Source organism: Bacillus sp. EKM206B, assembly GCF_011066015.1.
In the GTDB taxonomy this organism is placed as follows: domain Bacteria; phylum Bacillota; class Bacilli; order Bacillales; family Bacillaceae; genus Bacillus; species Bacillus velezensis.
In genome coordinates, this window is record NZ_JAAMNL010000002.1 from 353,946 (window position 1) to 378,118 (window position 24,173).

A 24,173-nucleotide genomic window follows, 5' to 3' on the forward strand; every position below is an offset into this window, starting at 1 on the left:
GGTGATTGAATTGAGTATGAGAGCAAACCGTGTCGGCGAGCAGATGAAAAAAGAGCTCGGGGATATTATCAGCCGAAAGCTGAAAGACCCGAGAATCGGATTTCTCACTGTAACAGACGTACGTGTTTCAGGTGATTTACAAATAGCGAAGGTGTATATCTCCGTTCTCGGCGGAGAGAAAAAGAAAGAGGAGGCGCTGAAAGGGCTTGAGAAAGCGAAAGGATTTATCCGTTCCGAAATCGGCAGCCGAATCAGACTCCGCAAAACGCCTGAGCTTGAATTTGAATTTGATGAATCAATTGAGTACGGCAACCGTATTGAAACATTGATTCACGAACTGCATTCAGATAAACCGTCTGAATAACAAGGAAAGAGGATGGGCGAGTGTCGTCTGTCCTCTTTTCTGCGTTTTACGGGATACAATTGATAACAAAGGAGCGAAAGACAGATGGTTAACGGAGTTCTCCTTTTACATAAACCGGTCGGCATGACTTCTCACGACTGTGTAATGAAAATAAGAAAACTGTTAAAAACAAAGAAAGTCGGACATACGGGAACGCTTGATCCGGAAGTGTCAGGCGTACTGCCGATCTGTGTCGGACGGGCCACAAAGATTGTTGAGTACGTCACCGACAAGTCAAAAACGTACGATGCTGAGATCACTCTCGGCTTCTCCACATCGACCGAAGACCAGACTGGAGAAACGGTCAGCGTAAAACCTGTCAAGGAGCCGCTGAAAGAAGCGGATATCAAAGCCGTTTTAGACGAACTGAAGGGACCGCAGGAGCAAGTGCCGCCGATGTATTCCGCTGTAAAGGTCAACGGGAAAAAGCTCTATGAATACGCCAGAGCCGGTATTGAAGTGGAGCGGCCGAAGCGGAATATCACGATTGAAGATATCGCGCTCACTTCCCCTGTCACTTATAAAGAAGACACAGCATCATTCCGCTTTACAGTCACGTGCTCAAAGGGCACTTACGTCAGAACATTGGCGGTGACAATCGGTGAAAAACTCGGCTATCCCGCGCATATGTCGCATCTCATCCGCACCGCTTCCGGTGATTTCAGTCTTGATGAGTGTTTCACGTTTGAGGAACTTGAACAGCAGGTTTCAGACGGCACGGTTGCAGAGCATGCCGTGCCGATTGAAAGAGCGCTCAATCATTTGCCGAAATGGGTCATAAGTGATACATTAGCTAAGAAAGCTGAAAACGGGTCAGTGTTTGACATCCCGGCGGAATTTTCTGCAATGACAGCTGACGCCCGTATAGCGGTCTGTACTGAAGACGGAGAATGTGTGGCCATTTATATGCCGCACCCTTCAAAAAAAGGACTGCTGAAACCGGCTAAAGTGCTCATGCAAAAAAGCGAACAATAAGAAAAAAGGTGACCGTTCTGTGAAGACGATACATATTTCTCATCCGCATCATTTACAAAAAGAAGAGCAGCCGGCGTCTGTCATGGCGCTCGGCTACTTTGACGGCGTTCATTTGGGACACCGGAAAGTAATCGGAACAGCCAGACAAATTGCCGAAGAAAAAGGCCTGTCGCTGGCCGTTATGACGTTTCATCCCCACCCTTCCCATGTGTTGGGCAGGGACAAAGAGCCAAAGGATCTGATTACGCCGCTTGAAGATAAAATCAGCCAGATCGGGCGTTTAGGCGCTGATGTGCTGTATGTCGTAAAGTTTGATGAAGCGTTTGCGTCTCTGTCTCCAAAACAGTTTACCGAGGAGTATATTTTAGGGTTAAACGCGCGGCACGCTGTGGGAGGCTTCGATTTTACGTACGGAAAATACGGAAAAGGCACGATGGAGACGCTGCCGGACGATTTAAACGGCAAGGCCGGATGCACGACTGTCGAGAAACAGACCGAGCAGGACAGAAAGATCAGCTCCACTTATATCCGGTCAGCGCTGCAGGATGGTGACGTTGAACTTGCGCACACTCTTCTCGGCCAGCCGTATTTTATCCGGGGCACTGTGATTCACGGAGACAAAAGAGGCCGCACCATCGGTTTTCCGACCGCGAATGTCGGCCTGCACAACAGCTATATCGTGCCGCCGACAGGCGTGTATGCAGTGAAAGCCGAAATAAAAGGCGAGGTGTATGAGGGCGTCTGCAACATCGGCTACAAACCGACCTTTTATGAAAAGCGTCCCGATCAGCCGTCAATTGAAGTTCATTTGTTTAATTTTCAACAGGATGTATATGGAGAAGACGTTAAAATCGAGTGGTACAAACGAATCCGAAGCGAACGGAAGTTTAACGGCATCGATGAACTGACGGCTCAGATCGGGAAAGACAAACAAGAAGCGATCCGTTTTTTCAGCAAATAACGGAAAAAACATCAAAAGTACACAAATTTTCTTCTAAATGATTTGCATATGGGCGCGATTTTTAGTATCATATGTTTCGTAGTCTTAAAACCATTGCTTGGCAATCCGAAGTCACCGACGGTTGCTAGGTAACTGGGGCTAATTATGATATGGAGGTGAAACAGGATGGCAATTACTCAAGAGCGTAAAAATCAACTCATCAGTGAGTTCAAAACACACGAATCTGATACTGGATCTCCAGAAGTTCAGATCGCTATCCTAACAGACTCAATTAACAACTTGAACGAGCATTTGCGTACTCACAAGAAAGATCACCACTCACGTCGCGGTCTTCTTAAAATGGTAGGTAAACGTCGTAATCTTCTTACGTATCTGCGTAATAAAGACGTAACTCGTTACCGTGAGTTAATTAACAAACTAGGCTTACGTCGATAATCGTAAAAAGCGGGAGGATTCCCGCTTTTTTATCGTATTAAAGCGAAAAAAATAATGATAAAAAAACAATGAAATCCTTTTACATACTACTTTGACATTGATATGTTCAATTCATTTCGTTCATAATAGGAGTAATTGATTATTTCACACATTAAGAGAGGAGCTCGTAATCGAATGGGACAAGAGAAACATGTCTTTACCATAGATTGGGCCGGCAGACAGCTTACAGTAGAAGCCGGCCAGCTTGCCAAACAGGCAAACGGTGCTGTCATGGTCCGCTACGGCGATACTGCAGTGCTCAGCACAGCAACCGCATCAAAAGAACCGAAACCGCTAGATTTTTTCCCGCTTACCGTTAACTATGAAGAAAGATTATATGCAGTAGGTAAAATTCCGGGCGGTTTTATTAAAAGAGAAGGCCGTCCAAGTGAAAAGGCCGTTTTAGCCAGCCGTCTGATTGACCGTCCGATCCGCCCGCTTTTCGCAGACGGATTCCGCAACGAAGTACAGGTCATCAGCATTGTCATGAGTGTTGATCAGGACTGCTCATCTGAAATGGCTGCAATGTTCGGTTCATCACTCGCTCTTTGCGTTTCCGATATCCCGTTTGAAGGCCCGATCGCGGGTGTGACGGTAGGCCGCATTGACGGGAAATTCGTCATCAATCCGACGGTTGACCAGCTTGAAAAAAGTGATATCAACCTCATCGTTGCAGGCACAAAAGACGCCATCAACATGGTGGAAGCCGGAGCGGATGAAGTACCTGAAGAAATCATGCTTGAGGCGATTATGTTCGGTCACGAAGAAATTAAGCGCCTGATCGCATTCCAAGAAGAAATCGTCGCAGCAGTCGGCAAAGAGAAAACAGAAATCGAACTGTATGAAATTGACGAAGAGCTCAGCGAAAAAGTAAAAAGCCTTGCGGAGCCGGATCTTCTCAGCGCCATTCAGGTTCACGAAAAACATGCTCGCGAAGACGCGATTAATGAAGTGAAAAATGCAGTTGTCGCGAAATTCGAAGAAGAAGAGCATGATGAAGATACGATTAAAAAAGTGAAACAGACACTGTCTAAACTTGTGAAAAACGAAGTGCGCCGTTTGATCACAGAAGAAAAAGTCCGTCCGGACGGCCGCGGCGTTGATCAGATCCGCCCGCTTTCTTCAGAAGTCGGCCTTCTGCCGAGAACGCACGGCTCCGGGCTGTTTACGAGAGGACAGACGCAGGCGCTCAGCGTATGTACATTAGGCGCCCTTGGGGACGTTCAGATTCTTGACGGTTTAGGCGTGGAAGAATCAAAACGCTTTATGCATCATTATAACTTCCCGCAGTTCAGCGTAGGGGAGACAGGCCCGATGCGCGGACCGGGACGCCGTGAGATCGGTCACGGTGCTCTTGGAGAGCGTGCGCTTGAGCCGGTCATTCCGAATGAAAAAGACTTCCCGTATACGGTCCGCCTCGTATCCGAAGTGCTTGAATCAAACGGTTCCACTTCACAGGCCAGCATTTGCGCGAGCACGCTTGCCATGATGGACGCAGGTGTTCCGATTAAAGCCCCTGTTGCGGGTATCGCGATGGGACTTGTGAAATCAGGCGAGTACTATACGGTATTAACGGATATTCAAGGGATGGAAGACGCCCTCGGTGACATGGACTTTAAAGTAGCCGGCACGGAAAAAGGCGTGACAGCGCTGCAAATGGACATTAAAATTGAAGGCCTTTCAAGAGAAATTCTTGAAGAAGCGCTTCAGCAGGCGAAAAAAGGAAGAATGGAAATCTTGAACAGCATGCTCAGCACGCTTGGTGAATCAAGAAAAGAACTTTCTCAATATGCGCCGAAAATTTTAACGATGAACATTAATCCGGATAAAATCCGTGACGTTATCGGACCGAGCGGTAAACAAATCAACAAAATCATTGAAGATACCGGTGTTAAAATTGACATTGAACAAGACGGCACCATCTTTATTTCTTCTACTGATGAAAGCAGCAACCAAAAAGCGAAAAAAATCATCGAAGATCTTGTCAGAGAAGTCGAAGTCGGACAGCTTTACCTCGGTAAAGTCAAACGGATTGAGAAATTCGGCGCTTTCGTTGAAATCTTCAGCGGAAAAGACGGTCTCGTTCACATCTCTGAACTAGCGCTCGAACGGGTCGGCAAGGTTGAGGATGTTGTGAAAATCGGTGACGAAATCCTTGTGAAGGTAACTGAAATTGACAAACAGGGACGAGTGAATCTGTCGCGTAAAGCAGTGCTGCGCGAAGAGAAAGAAAAAGAACAGGAACAACAACAATCTTAAATGAAAACCTAACAAGGAGCCTGGGAGACCCGGCTTCTTTATTTTGAGAAAGACAACAGACGGGTTCTACCTTGTCCTCCTCATACATAATGTGTGAGGAGGGGGGAAGGACATGTTGAAAAAATTCGTGCCGTTTGCCGTTTTTTTATTTCTTTTTTTTGTTTCGTTTGAAATGTTAAAAAATCCGTATACAGTTGATTACATAGACGCAATGAAAAAAGACGCTGTAACTGTGTCAGCATCAAAAGATCCGCTCTATGAAGAATTACTGCAAAAAGCGTCAGAGTATGAAGTGAAGCCGCAAGACGCGCGGATTGATAAAATATGGAAGAGTATACCGGGATATAACGGTTTAAAAGTCAATGTGGAAAAATCCTATAAACAAATGAAAAAGGACGGAGAATTTCACGAAGACGGCCTTGTCTATGAGCAGGTAAAACCGAAAGTCCATCTTGATTCTCTCGCGCCCGAACCCATTTATAAAGGAAATCCCGACAAACCGATGGTCGCTTTCCTGATAAATGTCGCCTGGGGAAATGAATACGTGGAGCAAATGCTGCCTATTCTGAAGCAGCACCAGGTCAAAGCAACTTTCTTTCTTGAAGGGAAATGGCTGAAAAACAATCAGGAACTGGGGAAAAAAATAGCGGCAGACGGACATGAAATCGGAAATCATTCATACAATCACCCTGATATGAGCAAACTGACTTCAGGAAGCATTTCCGAACAGCTTGACAAAACCAATGCACAAATCAGCGAGACGCTCGGCATAAAGCCGAAATGGTTTGCGCCGCCAAGCGGCAGCTTCAGAAAAGCCGTGGTCGATCTTGCGGCGGAAAAAGGAATGGGCACCATCATGTGGACCGTGGACACCATTGACTGGCAAAAACCGTCTCCGGCTGTTTTACAAACAAGGGTGTTGAGCAAAATACATAATGGAGCCATGATTTTAATGCATCCGACTGATCCGACTGCGAAAAGCCTGGATACACTGATTGCAAAAATCAAAGAAAAAGGCTACGCGCTCGGCTCAGTGTCTGACTTAATGGATGAAAACAGGCTGATGAAGTAGCAGGCGGCAGTTGCCTGTCTTTGAATAGGAGGAACAGACTTGATAAAACGCTATACATGCCAAAACGGTGTAAGAGTTGTGCTTGAAAATAATCCAACGGTGCGGTCTGTGGCAATCGGCGTATGGATCGGGACGGGATCACGTCATGAAACGCCGGATACAAACGGTATTTCGCACTTTCTTGAGCATATGTTTTTTAAAGGAACAAATACCAGGTCCGCACGTGAAATCGCAGAATCCTTCGATCGGATAGGCGGCCAAGTGAATGCCTTCACTTCAAAAGAATATACGTGCTATTACGCCAAAGTGCTGGATGAGCATGCAAACTACGCACTTGATGTGCTGGCTGATATGTTCTTTCATTCTGCTTTTGACGAAGATGAGCTCAAAAAAGAAAAGAACGTCGTATATGAAGAAATCAAAATGTATGAAGACGCGCCGGATGACATTGTCCACGATCTGCTGAGCAAAGCGACATACGGCAATCATTCGCTCGGCTACCCGATTCTCGGGACGGAGGAAACGCTTTCGTCATTTAACGGCGATTCTCTCAGACAGCATATGGATGACTTTTACACGCCGGACCGCGTCGTCATTTCTGTCGCCGGAAATGTAACGGAACAATTCATTAAAGACGTGGAGAAATGGTTCGGTACATACGAAGCGAAGGGCAAAGCAAGCGGCATCAGCGAGCCTGAGTTTCATTATGAAAAGCTGACCAGAAAAAAAGACACCGAACAGGCGCATCTCTGTCTCGGTTTCAAAGGCCTGAAAGTCGGAGATCCGGACATTTACGATTTGATCGTCTTAAACAACGTGCTGGGCGGAAGCATGAGCAGCCGTCTTTTCCAGGATGTGCGCGAAGATAAAGGACTGGCCTATTCTGTATACAGTTATCACAGTTCCTATGAAGACAGCGGTATGCTGACGATTTACGGAGGCACCGGCGCGAATCAGCTCGGACTTCTGTCTGAAACCATTCAGGAAACGTTATCGGTTCTAAAACGTGAGGGTATCACTCCGAAAGAGCTGGAAAACAGCAAAGAGCAAATGAAGGGGAGCTTAATGCTCAGCTTAGAGAGCACAAACAGCAAAATGAGCCGGAACGGGAAAAACGAACTCCTGCTCGGAAAGCATAAGACCATGGATGAAATTATCACTGAATTAAATGCGGTCAGCCTGGAAAGCGTCAACGGCCTCAGCCGCCGCTTATTTACGGATGATTACGCACTATCGCTCATCAGCCCGACCGGCAATATGCCGGCCTCGTCTTAATCGGAAAAGCAGTCTGCCTCTATACGGGGCAGGCATTTTTTTTTGCTCCGGGTCATATAGTACAAGGGGGTGGCTATCATGAGGCTCAGTGAACTGTCAGGTAAAGAAATTGTAGACATTAAACGGGCAGAGCGGCTCGGCGTGCTCGGCCAGACCGATTTGGAAATTAATGAACAGGACGGACAAATTACCGCGCTGTTGATACCGACGGTAAAATGGTTCGGATTGCGAAAACAAGGCCACGACATCCGCGTCCCCTGGAACCATATCCAAAAAATCGGGTCAGACATGATCATTTTAGACGTTCCGGGGGAGATCACGCCTCCCGAAGAGTAGATCTTATTCTTTTTTTGCAAGCACCGGCTCATACAGCCGGTGCTTTTTTCATGAAAAAGAACGCTGTACATTCACCGCCCTTTCTCTTTGCACATACGATGAAGAGGAGGATGACACTTAAAAGATCCAGTAACTGTAAAGAAGGTGAACGTTTCAGATGTTAACCGGATTGACAATTGCGATCATTGGCGGTGACGCAAGACAGCTTGAGATTATAAGAAAGCTGACAGAACAGCATGCCGATATTTATCTTGCAGGGTTTGACCAATTGGATGACGGTTTTACAGGAACCGTCAAATGCAAAATTGATGAGATTCCCTTTCAAAAAATAGACAGTATCATCCTGCCCGTATCGGCAACGACCGGAGAAGGCGTTGTTTCCACGGTTTTTTCAAATGAAGAAGTGGTATTAAAGCAGAGCTATCTTGAGCGGACACCGGAGCATTGCGTCATTTATTCAGGCATCTCCAACGCGTATCTTGAGGGGATCGCCAGCGAAGCCGGCCGCAAACTTGTGAAATTATTTGAACGGGACGATATCGCGATATTCAACTCGATTCCCACTGTTGAAGGAACAATCATGATGGCGATTCAGCATACGGATTATACCATTCACGGATCAAATGTCGCCGTTCTCGGCATGGGGCGCACCGGTATGACGATCGCCCGGACGTTTGCGGCGTTAGGAGCGAAGGTAAAAGTGGGCGCGCGGAGTTCGGCTCATTTGGCCCGTATAACGGAAATGGGGCTTTCTCCTTTTCAACTTGAAGAGCTTACTGAACATGTAAATGATATTGATATCTGCATTAACACCGTACCGAGCTTGATTCTGAATCAAAGCGTTTTATCGCGCATGACGCCGAAGACCTTGATTTTGGATTTAGCATCCCGTCCGGGCGGAACGGATTTCAAATATGCTGAAAAACAAGGCATTAAAGCGCTGCTTGCTCCGGGTCTTCCGGGAATTGTGGCCCCGAAAACAGCCGGACAGATTATTGCGAACGTATTGAGCAAGCTTTTGGCAGACTTAAAGAAAGAGGGGAAATAACCATGTCTCTGAAAGGGAAAAGAATCGGATTCGGATTAACCGGCTCGCATTGCACATATGAGGAAGTTTTTCCGCAAATAGAGGCGCTTATCAGTCAAGGAGCTGAAGTCCGGCCGGTCGTGACATCAACCGTTCAATCGACCGATACCCGCTTTGGGGAGGGGGGAGATTGGGTCAGAAAAATTGAAGAAGCAACAGGCTTTGAGGCGATTGATTCCATCGTAAAAGCGGAGCCTCTCGGGCCGAAACTTCCGCTCGACTGCATGGTCATCGCCCCTTTAACCGGAAATTCAATGAGCAAACTCGCAAATGCGATGACTGACAGCCCCGTCCTTATGGCTGCGAAAGCCACGATCCGCAACGGCCGCCCGGTCGTGCTCGGAATTTCGACAAACGACGGACTCGGTTTAAACGGAACGAACTTAATGAGGCTGATGTCCGCAAAAAACATATATTTCATCCCGTTCGGCCAGGACGACCACGTGAAAAAACCGACATCGCTCGTCGCCAGAATGGATCTCCTTCCGATTACGGTAGAAAAAGCTCTTTTGCACCAGCAGGTTCAGCCGGTGCTCGTACACCACCAAGAATAAAAAATCATGATGACAGAAAATCATTCCGGAATAAAAAAATTCGATCAATCCGTGACTATTCTATGGTAAAATAAAACGTAAAATGCAAAGTCAATTCAACAAATGATGCTTAATTGGCGGAAGGAGTTTTACAGATGGGAAGAGGATTACACGTAGCAGTTGTCGGAGCGACGGGAGCCGTAGGACAGCAAATGCTGAAAACACTGGAAGACAGAAACTTTGAAATCGAAACACTCACACTACTATCCTCAAAGCGTTCTGCTGGTACGAAAGTAACGTTTAAAGGCGAAGAATATACAGTGCAGGAAGCTGTTCCTGAAAGCTTCGAAGGCGTTCATATCGCGTTATTCAGCGCGGGCGGAAGCGTATCACAAAGCTTGGCGCCTGAGGCTGTAAAACGGGGAGCCATCGTGATTGACAATACCAGCGCATTCCGTATGGACGAAAATACACCGCTCGTGGTGCCTGAGGTGAACGAAGGTGATCTGCACAAACATAACGGCATTATCGCCAACCCTAACTGTTCAACGATTCAGATGGTGGCTGCGCTTGAACCGATCCGCAAAGCGTACGGATTGAAAAAAGTCATTGTATCTACTTACCAAGCTGTGTCCGGGGCCGGCAATGAAGCGGCGAAGGAATTGTACAGCCAGACAAAGGCGATTTTAAACAATGAACCCGCAGAACCGTCCATTATGCCGGTTAAAGGCGACAAAAAGCATTATCAAATCGCATTTAACGCCATTCCGCAAATTGATAAATTCCAAGATAACGGCTATACGTTTGAGGAAATGAAAATGATTAATGAAACGAAAAAAATCATGCATATGCCGAATCTGGAAGTGGCTGCGACATGTGTCAGACTGCCGATTGAAACAGGGCACTCAGAATCTGTTTACATTGAGCTTGACCGTGATGACGCAACCGTTGAAGATATGAAACAGCTTTTAAAAGAAGCTCCGGGTGTTACGCTTCAGGATGATCCGGCGGAGCAGCTTTACCCGATGCCTGCTGATTGCGTCGGCAAACGCGATGTATTTGTAGGAAGAATCCGGAAAGATTTGGACAGAGCAAACGGTTTTCATTTGTGGGTTGTTTCTGATAACCTGTTAAAAGGCGCCGCTTGGAACTCAGTCCAAATCGCGGAAAGCCTGCAAAAACTGAACCTCGTATAAAACAAACGTATTTTCTATAGGCGAACAGAAGAGAGTAAGGCTCTGCCTGCTCTCTTCTGTTACGTCAGACTAATTTGGAGTGAAAATAGTGAAGATCATTGTTCAAAAATTCGGCGGAACATCCGTAAAAGATGACAAAGGCCGCAAGCTTGCGCTAGCACACATTAAAGATGCCATCAGTGAAGGTTATAAAGTTGTTGTTGTCGTATCGGCGATGGGAAGAAAAGGAGACCCGTACGCGACAGATTCTTTAATCGGGCTCCTTTACGGCAGCCAGTCCGACATTTCTCCGAGAGAGCAGGATATGCTTCTGTCTTGCGGAGAAACGATTTCGTCCGTTGTTTTTTCCAGCATGCTGAAGGAAAACGGCATAAAAGCCGCAGCTTTAACAGGAGCCCAGGCCGGCTTTTTAACCAATGCCCAGCATACTGACGCCAAAATTATAGAAATGAAAACAGAGCGGCTTTTCGCTGCACTTGCCAGCCATGACGCTGTCGTTGTCGCAGGATTTCAGGGAGCGACTGAAAAAGGCGACACGACGACAATCGGCAGAGGAGGAAGCGATACTTCAGCAGCGGCGCTCGGCGCGGCGGTTGATGCTGAGTTTATCGACATTTTTACGGACGTGGAAGGCGTTATGACAGCCGATCCGAGAATCGTGGAAAATGCTAAGCCGCTTCCGAACGTCACATATACGGAAATCTGCAACCTTGCCTATCAAGGCGCGAAAGTCATTCATCCGCGCGCGGTGGAAATCGCCATGCAGGCAAAGGTGCCGATCCGCGTGCGCTCCACTTATTCAAAAGACAAAGGCACTTTGGTGACGTCCCATCATTCGTCTAACATCGGCAGCGATGTATTCGAACGGCTGATCACGGGGATCGCCCATGTGAAAGATGTGACGCAATTTAAGGTCCCCGCCAAAATGGGGCAATACAACGTTCAGACTGAAGTCTTTAAAGCAATGGCAAATGCCGGAATCAGCGTAGATTTCTTTAACATTACGCCGAGTGAAATCGTATATACCGTAGCCGGCAGTAAAACGGAAGCCGCGCGCAGCATTTTGGCTGAATTAGGATATGAGCCGACAGTGACGGAGAGCTGTGCGAAAGTGTCAGCGGTCGGCGCCGGAATAATGGGTGTTCCGGGTGTCACGTCAAAAATCGTCTCCGCACTTTCTGATAAAGGCATTCCGATTCTGCAATCTGCCGACAGCCATACGACGATCTGGGTGCTCGTTCATGAAAAAGATATGGTAACGGCCGTAAATGCGCTGCATGAAGTGTTTGAACTTTCAAAGTAAATGTGATTGAATCATGATGAGGTGAAAAAAATGAATGTCGGAAATATATCTACAGCGATGATTACCCCCTTTGACAGTAAAGGGAATGTAGACTTTCAAAAACTGTCTACATTAATCGACTATTTGTTGAAAAACGGCACGGATTCTTTAGTCGTCGCAGGCACGACCGGCGAATCTCCGACACTTTCAACGGAAGAAAAAATTGCACTCTTTGAATTTACAGTCAAAGAAGTGAACGGACGCGTGCCTGTTATTGCGGGTACGGGAAGCAACAATACGAAAGACTCCATTAAACTGACAAAAAAAGCTGAAGAAGCCGGCGTCGATTGCGTTATGCTTGTCACGCCGTATTATAATAAGCCTTCCCAAGAGGGGATGTACCGTCATTTTAAAGCCATTGCGGAAGAAACGTCTCTTCCTGTGATGCTTTACAACGTGCCGGGCAGAACGGTCGCTTCGCTTGCGCCGGAAACGGCCATCAGACTTGCGGAGATACCGAATATCTCTGCGATTAAAGAAGCGAGCGGCGATCTTGATGCCATTACGAAAATCATTGCCGAAACACCGGAAGATTTTTACGTCTATTCAGGTGATGACGGGTTAACGCTTCCTATTCTCGCAGTCGGCGGAAGAGGAGTCGTGTCAGTGGCCAGCCATATCGTAGGTTCTGACATGCAGCAGATGATTAAAAACTATACGAACGGGCAGACGGCAACCGCGGCACTGATTCATCAGAAGCTTCTGCCGATCATGAAGGAGCTCTTTAAAGCGCCTAATCCGGCTCCGGTCAAAACGGCGCTACAGCTGAAAGGCCTTGATGTCGGATCTGTGCGTCTTCCTCTTATCCCGCTGAATGAAGATGAACGTCTGAGCCTGAGCAGCGTCATCAGCGAACTGTAAGAAAAAATTTATACAGTTAAAATACGCGGTCATTCTCATTTTTATCGTGAGTTTGACCGTTTTGTATACATATTGGTTTTCCCTAAACCTTCCGCTTCTTCTTGTTTTCTAAAATTGATATCAGTTATAATAGGAACAAGTGATGATGGACGGGTATGAGACTAGGAGGATACAGATTTTGAAAAAGAAAAATACAGAAAACGTCAGAATTATCGCCCTTGGAGGCGTCGGAGAAATTGGGAAGAACCTATATGTCATTGAAATTGACTCAGACATATTTGTAGTGGATGCAGGGCTGATGCACCCTGAAAATGAAATGCTCGGTATTGATGTCGTCATTCCGGATATTTCCTACTTAGTAGAACGTGCTGACCGCGTGAAGGCCATCTTTCTGACACACGGGCACGATGAAAACATCGGGGGCGTCTTTTATTTATTGAATAAGCTGTCGGTGCCGGTATACGGAACGAAGCTTACGCTTGCATTACTGAGAGAAAAACTCAAGCAGTACGGGCATAATCGAAAAGCTGATTTGCGTGAAGTTCACTCTAAATCAGTCATTACATTTGAATCAACGAAAGTATCGTTCTTTAAAACGATTCACAGCATCCCGGATTCAGTGGGAGTCAGCTTCAAAACATCACTTGGCTCTATTGTATGCACGGGAGACTTCAAGTTTGACCAGACGCCTGCTTATCACCAATCATGTGATATTGGCGAAATTGCCAAAATCGGAAACAGCGGCGTGCTCGCCCTGCTTTCTGACAGCGCCAATGCGGAGCGCCCGGGGTATACTCCGTCAGAAGCATATGTAAGCGGTGAAATTTCCGATGCGATGAACAATTCAGAAAACCGTGTCATCATTGCTGTATTCGCGTCTAATATCAACCGGATCCAGCAAGTGATACAGGCTGCCGTCCAGAACGGCCGCAAACTTGCAATCGCCGGAAAAAATCTGCAAAACGTGCTTCAGCTTGGGCGCAAGCTCGGCTATATTGAAGCCGAAGATGAAATGTTTATTCCTGTGCAGGATGTGAAAAAATATCCGAAGCGGGAAGTGGCAATTGTTACAGCCGGAAGCCATGGTGAGCCGCTGGCCGCTCTTACGCGGATGGCCAAGCAGGCGCACAAGCAGCTTAACATTGAAGAAGGAGACACCGTTGTCATTGCATCAACACCGATTCCGGGGCATGAATTGATATATTCCAAAACCGTCAACTTGCTTGCCCGCGCCGGCGCTCAAGTCATTTTCGCCCAAAAACGCGTGCATGTGTCCGGGCACGGTTCGCAGGAAGAATTGAAACTCATGCTTAATTTGCTGAAACCGAAATATTTAATTCCGGTTAACGGTGAATTCAGAATGCAAAAAGCGCATTCCAAAATCGCAGAAGAGATCGGCATGAAACGCAGCGACATTTTCTTGATTGAAAAAGGTGACGTCGTTGAATTCCGCGGCCAGAATGTGAAAATCGGGGATAAAGTCACGTACGGAAACGTGTTGATTGACGGCCTCGGAGTCGGCGACATCGGCAACATCGTGCTGAGAGACCGCCGCTTATTGTCACAAGACGGCATTCTCATCGTCGTGATTTCACTCGATAAGCAGAAAAAGAACCTCGTATCAGGTCCTGAGATCATTACGCGCGGTTTCGTATATGTCAGAGAATCAGAAGGTTTAATTGTACAAGCTACTGAGCTCGTCCGCTCTATCGTGACTGAAGCGACGGAAACATCTGCCGTAGAATGGTCCACGCTGAAACAAGCCATGCGTGATGCGCTGAATCAATTCCTTTATGAAAAAACAAAACGCAAGCCGATGATCATTCCGATCATTATGGAAGTATAATGTATACAAAGCCGGAGCGCATGATGCTCCGGCTTTGTTTTTGTTCATGTCCCGGATGGAAATCATCATCTTTGTTCATAATACAAAGAGACATTCGGAAAGGGTGAAAGATAAAATGGATCATCGTATGGAAAACACCGAAGAACAGCAGCCCGAAAAATCAGATGCGAAAGACAGCATTATGAGCAAAATTCAGCAGCTGGGAGAGACATCTCTGCCGCAAATGTCCCAAGATAGCAATATTCACTGCCTGACGATCATCGGCCAAATTGAGGGGCACGTCCAACTCCCGCCGCAAAATAAAACAACCAAATATGAACACGTCATTCCGCAAATCGTCGCCATTGAGCAAAATCCGAAAATCGAAGGACTTCTGATCATCTTAAACACCGTCGGAGGCGATGTGGAAGCGGGGCTTGCGATTGCGGAAATGCTCGCATCCTTATCAAAACCGACCGTCTCAATCGTACTCGGCGGGGGACACTCGATAGGTGTGCCGATCGCCGTGTCATGTGATCATAGTTTTATCGCGGAAACAGCGACTATGACCATTCACCCCGTTCGGCTTACAGGTCTGGTTATCGGGGTTCCGCAAACATTTGAATACTTGGACAAAATGCAGGAGCGGGTCGTCAACTTTGTGACCCATCATTCAAATATTTCCGAAGAAAAATTCAAAGAGCTGATGTTTTCAAAAGGAAACTTAACCAGGGACATCGGAACGAATGTAGTCGGAAAAGATGCGGCTGATTACGGATTAATTGATGCCGTGGGCGGCGTCGGACAGGCGATAAAAAAGCTGAATCAGCTGATTGAGGAACGAAAGGGCGAGGAAGGAAGGATGATTCAATGATCCTTTATACCGTCATGCCCCAAGAAGTCGTTTACGGTCAGGATATAGAGCAAAGCGTGCATGAACAGGTAGATTACGCCGGCGTGCCGCTGCTAGTTGAGATGAAGGGAAATGAAGCTGAAGTCGTACAGATTTTAAGTACGAACCCGATGGATTTCTTGAATCCGGACATCGCTCCGGGACAAAAAATCAAGCTGAAAATCTAACCGGCATTCAGTCCGTTTCTCGGGGGCAAAATATGCTATAATAGGGGAATCCTACAGAAAAATGCAGCCGGCAAAAGGCTGCTTTTCTTCATGATGTATGATTTTACATTTTTTAACGCAGTAAGGTGATGAGTGTGGCAAAGAAAAAACGGAAATCTAAAAAGAAACAAGAGAGTAAGCTCAATCTAAAATACGAACTAAGCGGACTGCTCTGTGTTGCAATCTCAATTATTGCTGTTTTGCAGCTCGGCGTTGTGGGACAGACATTTGTGTACTTGTTCCGTTTTTTTGCCGGAGAGTGGTTTATTTTATGCTTAATTGCGCTCTTCCTTCTCGGAATTTCGCTGTTTTGGAAAAAGAAGAGTCCAAGCCTTTTAACGAGAAGAAAGGCAGGGTTGTACTGTATTATCGCCAGTATATTGCTGCTGTCTCACGTGCAGCTCTTTAAAAATCTGTCTCATCACGGGTCGATTCGGTCGGCAAGTGTCATCGGCAACACGTGGGAGCTGTTTATGATTGACATGAAACAGCAGGCTGCTTCCCCTGATTTGGGCGGCGGCATGATCGGCGCGGTACTGTTTGCAGCTTCCCACTTTTTATTTGCATCAACGGGTTCACAGATCATGGCGATCGTGCTGATCTTAATGGGGCTGATTCTTGTAACGGGCCGTTCACTGCAGGAAACGCTCAAAAAGTGGACGAGCCCCGTCGGCCGGTTTATCCGCAGTCAATGGCAGGCATTTCTTGAGGATATGAAAACGGTCAGAACGAACATGTCTTCGCCGAAAACAAAAACAAAATCGGGCAAAAAACAAAAACGGGTTCAAAAGAAAAAAGAAGAGCCTGAACCGGAGGAAGAGGATGAGGAAATCATTTCGCCGATCATCCATTCTGAGCCGATTATTTCAAGCTTTTCAGACCGTCAGGAAGAGCCCGCCGAACCGCTGATTCCGGAAAAAACGCAGGAGGCTGCACAAGCGGCAAAAGATGAGCCTTCCGGCGGCGCTCAAGACAGTGGCGAAACGGCTGCGGCTCCGCCGATGACGTTTACAGAGCTTGAAAATAAAGATTATCAAATGCCTTCATTGGACATACTGGCTGACCCGAAACATACCGGCCAGCAGACCGATAAGAAAAACATTTACGAGAATGCAAGAAAACTCGAGCGGACTTTTCAAAGCTTCGGCGTAAAGGCGAAAGTGACGCAGGTTCATCTCGGTCCGGCGGTCACAAAATATGAGGTGTATCCGGACGTCGGGGTCAAAGTCAGTAAAATCGTGAATCTGAGCGATGACCTCGCGCTCGCGCTTGCCGCGAAGGATATCCGGATCGAAGCGCCGATTCCGGGTAAATCGGCAATCGGCATCGAGGTGCCCAATGCTGAAGTTGCGATGGTTTCGTTAAAAGAAGTGCTTGAATCCAAGCTCAATGACAAGCCGGACGCGAAGCTTCTGATCGGCTTGGGACGAAATATTTCCGGGGAAGCCGTGCTTGCCGAACTGAACAAAATGCCCCACCTGCTCGTAGCGGGGGCAACGGGAAGCGGAAAAAGCGTCTGTGTCAACGGTATTATTACGAGCATTCTGATGAGGGCCAAACCGCATGAAGTGAAGATGATGATGATTGACCCGAAAATGGTTGAGCTGAATGTGTATAACGGCATTCCTCATCTGCTTGCGCCGGTCGTGACAGATCCGAAAAAGGCCTCGCAGGCTTTGAAAAAGGTCGTCAATGAGATGGAGCGCCGCTATGAGCTGTTCTCCCATACGGGTACGAGAAATATAGAAGGCTATAACGATCATATTAAGCGGTCAAATGCCGAAGAAGAAGTCAAGCAGCCTGAGCTGCCGTACATCGTCGTCATCGTTGACGAGCTTGCCGATCTGATGATGGTCGCTTCTTCCGACGTGGAAGATTCAATTACGAGACTTTCACAGATGGCGCGGGCGGCGGGCATTCATTTGATTATCGCGACACAGAGGCCTTCAGTCGACGTTATTACCGGTGTTATTAAAGCCAACATCCCGTCAAGAATCGCCTTCAGTGTCTCATCTCAGACCGATTCACGGACAATTTTAGACATGGGCGGCGCTGAAAAGCTTCTGGGGCGCGGAGACATGCTGTTTCTGCCTGTAGGCGCAAATAAGCCGGTGCGTGTGCAAGGGGCATTCTTATCCGATGAAGAGGTTGAGCATGTCGTCGATCATGTCATTACGCAGCAAAAAGCGCAGTATCAAGAAGAGATGATTCCGGAAGAAGTTTCGGAAACACACAGTGAAGTAACGGATGATCTCTATGACGAAGCGGTCGATTTGATTATCGGCATGCAGACGGCATCAGTCTCCATGCTTCAAAGGCGGTTCAGAATCGGATATACGAGGGCTGCCCGTCTGATTGACGCAATGGAAGAACGGGGCGTCGTCGGGCCGTATGAAGGAAGCAAACCGAGGGAAGTACTATTATCTAAGGAACAATATGATGAGCTCTCTTCTTAAAAAGGAGAGAGTTTTCACTGAAAATGATATCACCAAAATCATTCCTATTTATTTTTTTATTAAAACATGATATAGTTGTCCCAATTGTTCAATAATTTATGAAAGTGGTTTACGGAGGGGAAACATGTCTACAAAAGCTGACAATCGTCACTTGTATCTAAAAGTGATTGAGCGAATCAAAGAGGATATACAAAACGGAATTTACACCGAAAAGGAAAAGCTTCCTTCTGAATTTGAGCTTTCAAAATCAATGGGTGTCAGCCGGGCAACTCTGCGTGAAGCTTTGCGTATCCTTGAAGAGGAGCATGTGATTATCAGAAGGCACGGTGTGGGCACTTTCGTCCATACAAAACCGCTGTTTCTTTCAGGTATTGAACAGCTCAACAGCGTGACGAAAACGATTCAGCAGGCGAACATGGTGCCGGGTACGATTTTTTTGTCGTCTCAGGTCATCACGCCGTCTGATGAAGATATCGCTAGATTCCGGCTTGAGCCTGAGCAGGAGCTTTTTTATTTGGAACGCGTGAGAACGGCAAGCGGCACTCCGGTCGTTTACTGTTTAGATACGATTCCGATGCACATTCTGCCGAATTCTTTCTGTCATGAACAGGAGTCTATTTTTGATCTTTTGGAAAAAAACTCCGGGTCTGTGATCAGCTATGCCGTTGCTGATATCGAACCGATCGGATATCACGATACGATTTCACCGGTTTTGGAATGCGAGCCGGAGACGGCGCTTTTATTGCTGAAGCAAACCCACTATAATCAGAATGATGAACCTGTGCTGTATTCATTAAATTATTTCCGGGCTGATAAGTTCAGTTTTCATGTTGTAAGAAAACGTTTTTAAGACAGACGCGTCATGTGTCTGTTTTTTTATTTGCCGTTTCAGTACATACTTTGTTTTCTGCAAGGCACAATAAAACAGGAAACAACCAAGTATAGTGAATGGGTGAATAAGTTGAGTAAGAAGAAAAATGGAACGAAAAATATCATTGCTCTGGCTTCTGTACCGCTCGTGATGACACTCGGGAATTCCATGCTGATTCCTGTGCTTCCGATGATTGAAAAGAAGCTGTCCATATCGTCTTTTCAAGTATCGTTAATTATAACGGTCTATTCGATTGTGGCGATTATTTGTATTCCGATTGCCGGATATCTGTCCGATAAATTCGGAAGAAAAAAGGTTCTTCTGCCTTGTCTTCTCATAGCCGGTGCGGGCGGAGCGCTTGCCGCGATAGCTTCCACCGCGTTCAAGCATCCTTATCCCATTATCTTGGCGGGGCGGGTGCTGCAGGGAATCGGTTCGGCAGGGGCGGCTCCTGTAGTGATGCCGTTTATCGGTGATTTATTCAAAGGGGATGATGAGCGGATTACCGCGGGGCTCGGCGATATTGAGACGTCTAACACTGCCGGGAAAGTAATAAGCCCGATTCTCGGTTCGCTCTTGGCTGCATGGTTTTGGTTTATGCCATTTTGGTTCATTCCGTTTTTTTCGCTCATCAGTTTTTTTCTCGTATTGTTTTTGGTGGCAAAGCCGGAGGAACAAAAAGAAGCGCCTTCTATATCCGAATTTGTGAAAAATGTCGGCCGCATATTTAAGCGTGACGGACGCTGGCTCTTTACGGTTTTTATCATCGGCTGCGTGATTATGTTTTTGCTGTTCGGGGTTCTTTTTTATTTATCAGACTCACTGGAGAAGAAATACGGCATTGACGGTGTGGCTAAAGGAGCGCTTTTGGCAATCCCGCTTTTATTTCTATCCGTCAGTTCATATATAGCAGGCAGGAAAATCGGAAAAGACCAAGGCAAAATGAAGTTTTGCATCGTTTTCGGAATGAGTGCCGTGACACTGTCGTTTATCGGCCTATGGTGGAATCACAGTTTTTATTTATTATTTATCTTTTTGTGTGTCAGCGGTATCGGTATCGGAATGGCATTGCCGGCTTTAGACGCTGTCATCACAGAAGGCGTAGACAACGAGGAATCGGGAACCATCACCTCATTTTATAACAGCATGCGGTTTATCGGAGTAGCGGCGGGACCGCCGATCTTTGCTGCCCTGATGTCAAATGCAGGCTGGCTGATTTTTATTTTATCCGCTTTTTGCGGCATTGTGTCTGTATTTTTAGCGCTGTTAAATATCTCATCACAAGCAAAAGAAAAAAAGGAATCATTAAAGACGGTGTAATCTGCACTGTCTTTTTTTATTTTATTTTGAAGATTGACATGATACCGTCAAGTCGTTATTCTTTTTAATAGTTAAACATATTAACTATCGGAAGGAGGGGGAAAAGGTGCATGAAGAAAAAGTAAAGCAGCTGATTCAGCGTTATTCCGATGTATACCTGCACGTCTTAAAAAAAATTGACAGCATTATCGCTGAAAAAGTGAACAAAGAACTGACATTGGATCAATATTACATCCTCCGCTATATTATGCTCAATCCGGATTGCAAATCAATTGAACTGGCCGCAGTGTGCCACGTCAATAAAAGCGCCATTACATCTATGACGAACCGCCTGTATGAAAAAGGCTACATCAATAGAGAGCGCAGCCAAAGCGACCGCCGGAGCATACTTTTAAATGTCACGGAAAAGGGGAAGGAAGTATTTCATCGTGTTGAGCGGCGGATTGAGGAACTTGTCCGTTCATATATTATGTATTTTGATGAAGACGAGGCGGAGATGTTCGTGAATACATATGAAAAATTATATCGATTGATGATGACTGAGGAGGATCAGCAGACATAATGAAAAACATTATCCGAGCCCGCTGGATCATCGCCGCGGTGTGGGTCGCCGCAACGGTGATATTTATGCTTACAGCGCCTGATATGGCTGAATTGACACGGGAGAAAGGGCAGATTTCCGTACCGGACGGATATTCCTCTTCTTACGCCCATGAATTGCTTGATGAAATGTCTGATTCAGATGCACCGTCTTCTTCTGCCGTCATCGTATTTCACGAAAAAGGCTTAATGACAGACAAAAAAAATCGTCTGGAAAAAGCCGTCAGCACTTTGTCTGAACACAAAAAAGCGCTTCAGATTAAAACGGTGACCTCATACTTCGGGGAGAAAAATGACGACATTAAAAAACAGCTGCTGTCAAAAGACAGACAAACGATGCTCGTTCAGCTGCAGCTTGATACATCTAAAAACGATATCATCGAAATAAAAAATAAAATTGATAAAGAGCTGAAACCGTACGGCGTATCATACGGCATTACAGGCCAATCGCTGATCGACGAAGATGTGTTAAAAAGCTCACAGGACGGCTTGAAAAAGACTGAATATATAACGGTCGCTTTTATCCTGATCGTGCTGATCCTTGTATTTCGGTCAGTGGTCGCTCCGTTCGTGCCGCTTTTATCAGTATTGATATCTTATTTAGTCAGCCAGTCGATTGTCGCATTTTTAGTCGATCAGCTGAATTTTCCGCTCTCAACTTTTACTCAGATTTTTATGGTTGCGATTATGTTCGGGATCGGCACAGACTACTGCATTCTGCTTCTCAGCAGATTTAAAGAAGAACTGTCGCATGGCGCTGATATCAGAGAAGCGATCGTCGTCACCTACAAAACGGCCGGAAAGACGGTTTTGTACAGCGGCGGTGCGGTGCTGATCGGATTTGCCTGCATCGGATTTGCGACATTTAAGCTGTATCAGTCGGCAGCGGCCGTTGCGGTCGGTGTCGCGGTGCTGCTGCTTGCGCTCATGACGATCGTGCCGTTTTTTATGGCTGTTTTAGGAAAAAGCCTGTTTTGGCCTGTTAAGGGCGATATTTCCCATCCTCAAAGCAAAGCATGGGAAACGTCAGGGCGGTTTTCATTTAAAAGGCCGCTCATCAGTCTTGCAATCGTTGCGGTATTCACCGTCCCACCTATCCTTCTTTACAAAGGGTCGCTGTCTTACAACAGTCTTGACGAAATCGGGGATAAATATGAATCCGTCCGCGCGTTTCATACGATTTCAGACGCATTCGGCCCGGGAGAACTTCTTCCGGCCACAGTCGTCATCAAAAATGATGAGCAATTAAATACCGAAAAACACCTGATTGATATCGAAAAAATCAGCAGAGAACTTGAAAAAACAGAGGGTGTAAAAACGGTCAGAAGCGCCACGCGCCCTGCTGGAAACGGATTGAATCAATTATTTGTCACAAATCAGGCAAAGCAGCTTCAAGAAGGGCTTGATAAAGGCAATACAGGACTTGAAAAAATCACGGACGGATTAGGGCATGCCGCAAAGTCGTTAGCTGATTCACAGCCGCAGATCGAAGAGTCGGGCAAAAGCGTCAATCAGCTTATTGACGGAACATTGTCTCTGAAATCCGGGCTTTCTGATATAGGAGAAAACCTGAATAAACTGCAGGCTGGCGTGAACGAGAATAAAGCCGGCATCGCTCAGATGAGAAAGCAGATTGAAGAGCAAAAACAAATGCTGACTTCACAGCTCAAACAAAACAGCGGTCTCGCTTCAGAAACGCAAAACGCTTTAAAATTGGTAAAAACCGTCCTGCCGATGAAAGATGAAGCCAGCAGACAGCTTGCCGATTTGAACAAGCAGCTTGCCCGGCTGCCGTTTGCAAAATTGGAAGCGTCAATACCGTCAGTCAAAACCGATCCCTCTTACCAAGAAATCAAATCGGCCTTTACGGGTGTACAGTCAGCCGTTTCCAAGGCAAACGCGGATGCAGAAGCTTTTTCTAATCAGGTCGACAGTCAAAAGGCTCATCTGCAGCAAGCTGAAAAACAATTTGCCCGACTGGCAGCCGCTCAGAAGAAGATTGACACTCAAATTAACGCAATGATCAATGGTCTGACCAGTATTGAAAACGGTCTGCAGCAAGTGTCAGACGGACAGGGGGCTCTCGCTGGACAAATGCCGCGCCTTGAATCGGCGGCAGGACAGCTCGCGGAGGGCCAGAAAAAAATGAAGAGCGGTCTCGGTGATTTTTCTTCCCGGCTCAGCGACCTTTCTTCAGGCCTTAACGATAGTGTAAAAGGGCTTAAGAAAGTATCAAGCGGCATGATGGGGGCGAATGATTACCTGGGTGAGCTTCACAAGGCGTCAGACAAAGAAATGACAGGCTGGTTTGTGCCGAAAGACGCGTTGACAAACAGTGATTTCACAAGCGTGTTTAATACGTACATGTCAGATGACAGAAAAACGACAGAATTGACTGTCGTTCTTGATAACAATCCTTACTCAAATATGGCCATTCAAGATATTCAAGCGATCAAAGCGAGCGTAAAAAGGGCCATTCCGAACACGGATCTGAAGAATGCTTCCTTCGGCGTTTCGGGAGTCTCCAGCATGAATGCCGATCTGAAGGAAGTATCGGATTCAGACTTCAAACGGACGGCAATGTTTATGCTGGCGGGAATTTTTCTGATTCTCATCGTGATGCTGCGCTCCCTCATTATGCCTGTTTATTTAGTGGCGTCGCTCGTACTGACGTATTTCGCATCCATCGGCGTGACGGAATACATCTTTACACACTTCTTCGGGTACCCGGGCGTAAACTGGGCCGTGCCGTTCTTCGGCTTTGTCATTTTGATGGCTCTAGGCGTGGATTATTCCATCTTTTTAATGGACCGCTTTAATGAGCTTAAAAAAGAAGGAACGGAACCCGCAATGATCAGCAGTATGAAAAATATGGGTTCCGTCATCATTTCTGCGGCGATTATTTTAGCGGGAACCTTTGCGGCCATGCTGCCGTCAGGCGTTCTTTCCTTATTACAAATTGCAACCGTGGTATTAACAGGCCTTCTCATGTACGCAATTGTCGTCCTTCCGTTTTTTGTACCGGTCATGGTGAAAATATTCGGAAGAGCCAACTGGTGGCCTTTCAATTTGAAAAAATAACGTTCAATGCCTCTGCCTGTTTTCGGGCAGAGGTTTTTTGTTTCCTTATAAATCCTCCAGTTGATATAATTACATCTGCGCACTCTTTTTTGCGAATGCTGAAATTTGGTCATAATACATACTATGA

21 protein-coding genes are annotated in these 24,173 nt (G+C 46.4%); all 21 read left to right on the forward strand.

Going from position 1 to position 24,173, the window contains the following annotated elements:
* Positions 1 to 10: 10 nt before the first annotated feature.
* On the forward strand, positions 11 to 364 hold the full coding sequence (rbfA, locus tag G9F50_RS04905) for a 30S ribosome-binding factor RbfA (RefSeq protein ID WP_003154185.1): 354 nt from the start codon (positions 11 to 13) through the stop codon (positions 362 to 364).
* 84 nt (positions 365 to 448) lie between these two features.
* Positions 449 to 1,378: a tRNA pseudouridine(55) synthase TruB gene (gene truB / locus G9F50_RS04910; protein WP_017417788.1), complete on the forward strand. Its 930-nt coding sequence runs from the start codon at positions 449 to 451 to the stop codon at positions 1,376 to 1,378.
* A gap of 19 nt (positions 1,379 to 1,397) precedes the next feature.
* Positions 1,398 to 2,339, forward strand: a complete 942-nt coding sequence (gene ribF, locus G9F50_RS04915; RefSeq protein ID WP_060561682.1) for a bifunctional riboflavin kinase/FAD synthetase — start codon at positions 1,398 to 1,400, stop codon at positions 2,337 to 2,339.
* A gap of 165 nt (positions 2,340 to 2,504) precedes the next feature.
* The gene (gene rpsO, locus G9F50_RS04920) at positions 2,505 to 2,774 is read left to right on the forward strand and encodes a 30S ribosomal protein S15 (RefSeq protein WP_003154182.1); all 270 of its coding nucleotides are present in this window, start codon (positions 2,505 to 2,507) and stop codon (positions 2,772 to 2,774) included.
* 174 nt (positions 2,775 to 2,948) lie between these two features.
* On the forward strand, positions 2,949 to 5,072 hold the full coding sequence (gene pnp / locus G9F50_RS04925) for a polyribonucleotide nucleotidyltransferase (RefSeq protein ID WP_007611468.1): 2,124 nt from the start codon (positions 2,949 to 2,951) through the stop codon (positions 5,070 to 5,072).
* Positions 5,073 to 5,184: 112 nt separating this feature from the next.
* The gene (locus G9F50_RS04930) at positions 5,185 to 6,144 is read left to right on the forward strand and encodes a polysaccharide deacetylase family protein (RefSeq protein ID WP_012117569.1); all 960 of its coding nucleotides are present in this window, start codon (positions 5,185 to 5,187) and stop codon (positions 6,142 to 6,144) included.
* A gap of 39 nt (positions 6,145 to 6,183) precedes the next feature.
* Complete coding sequence (locus G9F50_RS04935) at positions 6,184 to 7,419, forward strand: M16 family metallopeptidase (RefSeq protein WP_007409807.1); 1,236 nt, start codon at positions 6,184 to 6,186, stop codon at positions 7,417 to 7,419.
* Positions 7,420 to 7,497: 78 nt separating this feature from the next.
* The gene (locus G9F50_RS04940; protein ID WP_003154176.1) at positions 7,498 to 7,755 is read left to right on the forward strand and encodes a YlmC/YmxH family sporulation protein; all 258 of its coding nucleotides are present in this window, start codon (positions 7,498 to 7,500) and stop codon (positions 7,753 to 7,755) included.
* A gap of 157 nt (positions 7,756 to 7,912) precedes the next feature.
* Positions 7,913 to 8,803: a dipicolinic acid synthetase subunit A gene (gene dpaA / locus G9F50_RS04945; protein ID WP_007409808.1), complete on the forward strand. Its 891-nt coding sequence runs from the start codon at positions 7,913 to 7,915 to the stop codon at positions 8,801 to 8,803.
* A gap of 2 nt (positions 8,804 to 8,805) precedes the next feature.
* Positions 8,806 to 9,396 carry a dipicolinate synthase subunit B gene (dpaB, locus tag G9F50_RS04950; protein WP_015239869.1) on the forward strand — a complete coding sequence of 197 codons (591 nt, stop codon included), beginning with the start codon at positions 8,806 to 8,808 and terminating at the stop codon, positions 9,394 to 9,396.
* A 134-nt stretch (positions 9,397 to 9,530) separates the two neighbouring features.
* Complete coding sequence (gene asd, locus G9F50_RS04955) at positions 9,531 to 10,571, forward strand: aspartate-semialdehyde dehydrogenase (protein WP_012117572.1); 1,041 nt, start codon at positions 9,531 to 9,533, stop codon at positions 10,569 to 10,571.
* An 88-nt stretch (positions 10,572 to 10,659) separates the two neighbouring features.
* The gene (gene dapG, locus G9F50_RS04960; protein WP_003154168.1) at positions 10,660 to 11,874 is read left to right on the forward strand and encodes an aspartate kinase; all 1,215 of its coding nucleotides are present in this window, start codon (positions 10,660 to 10,662) and stop codon (positions 11,872 to 11,874) included.
* 30 nt (positions 11,875 to 11,904) lie between these two features.
* Positions 11,905 to 12,774: a 4-hydroxy-tetrahydrodipicolinate synthase gene (dapA, locus tag G9F50_RS04965; RefSeq protein ID WP_003154166.1), complete on the forward strand. Its 870-nt coding sequence runs from the start codon at positions 11,905 to 11,907 to the stop codon at positions 12,772 to 12,774.
* 178 nt (positions 12,775 to 12,952) lie between these two features.
* On the forward strand, positions 12,953 to 14,620 hold the full coding sequence (gene rnjB, locus G9F50_RS04970) for a ribonuclease J2 (protein WP_007409811.1): 1,668 nt from the start codon (positions 12,953 to 12,955) through the stop codon (positions 14,618 to 14,620).
* A gap of 115 nt (positions 14,621 to 14,735) precedes the next feature.
* Entirely contained in the window at positions 14,736 to 15,473 is a 738-nt protein-coding gene (locus G9F50_RS04975) for a ClpP family protease (protein ID WP_040238970.1), read from the forward strand.
* A complete protein-coding gene (locus tag G9F50_RS04980; RefSeq protein WP_003154161.1) occupies positions 15,470 to 15,679 on the forward strand; it encodes a YlzJ-like family protein in 210 nt (69 codons plus the stop codon). Before G9F50_RS04975 ends, G9F50_RS04980 begins: the two co-directional genes overlap by 4 nt.
* Positions 15,680 to 15,813: 134 nt before the next feature.
* The gene (locus tag G9F50_RS04985) at positions 15,814 to 18,174 is read left to right on the forward strand and encodes an FtsK/SpoIIIE family DNA translocase (RefSeq protein ID WP_038463873.1); all 2,361 of its coding nucleotides are present in this window, start codon (positions 15,814 to 15,816) and stop codon (positions 18,172 to 18,174) included.
* 124 nt (positions 18,175 to 18,298) lie between these two features.
* Complete coding sequence (locus G9F50_RS04990; RefSeq protein WP_007409813.1) at positions 18,299 to 19,024, forward strand: GntR family transcriptional regulator; 726 nt, start codon at positions 18,299 to 18,301, stop codon at positions 19,022 to 19,024.
* A 111-nt stretch (positions 19,025 to 19,135) separates the two neighbouring features.
* The gene (bcbE, locus tag G9F50_RS04995) at positions 19,136 to 20,365 is read left to right on the forward strand and encodes a bacillibactin exporter BcbE (protein WP_007409814.1); all 1,230 of its coding nucleotides are present in this window, start codon (positions 19,136 to 19,138) and stop codon (positions 20,363 to 20,365) included.
* Positions 20,366 to 20,471: 106 nt separating this feature from the next.
* Positions 20,472 to 20,927 carry a MarR family winged helix-turn-helix transcriptional regulator gene (locus G9F50_RS05000; protein WP_060561681.1) on the forward strand — a complete coding sequence of 152 codons (456 nt, stop codon included), beginning with the start codon at positions 20,472 to 20,474 and terminating at the stop codon, positions 20,925 to 20,927.
* A complete protein-coding gene (locus tag G9F50_RS05005) occupies positions 20,927 to 24,046 on the forward strand; it encodes an MMPL family transporter (RefSeq protein WP_060561680.1) in 3,120 nt (1,039 codons plus the stop codon). The genes G9F50_RS05000 and G9F50_RS05005 overlap by 1 nt, the downstream gene beginning before the upstream one ends.
* Positions 24,047 to 24,173: the final 127 nt, after the last annotated feature.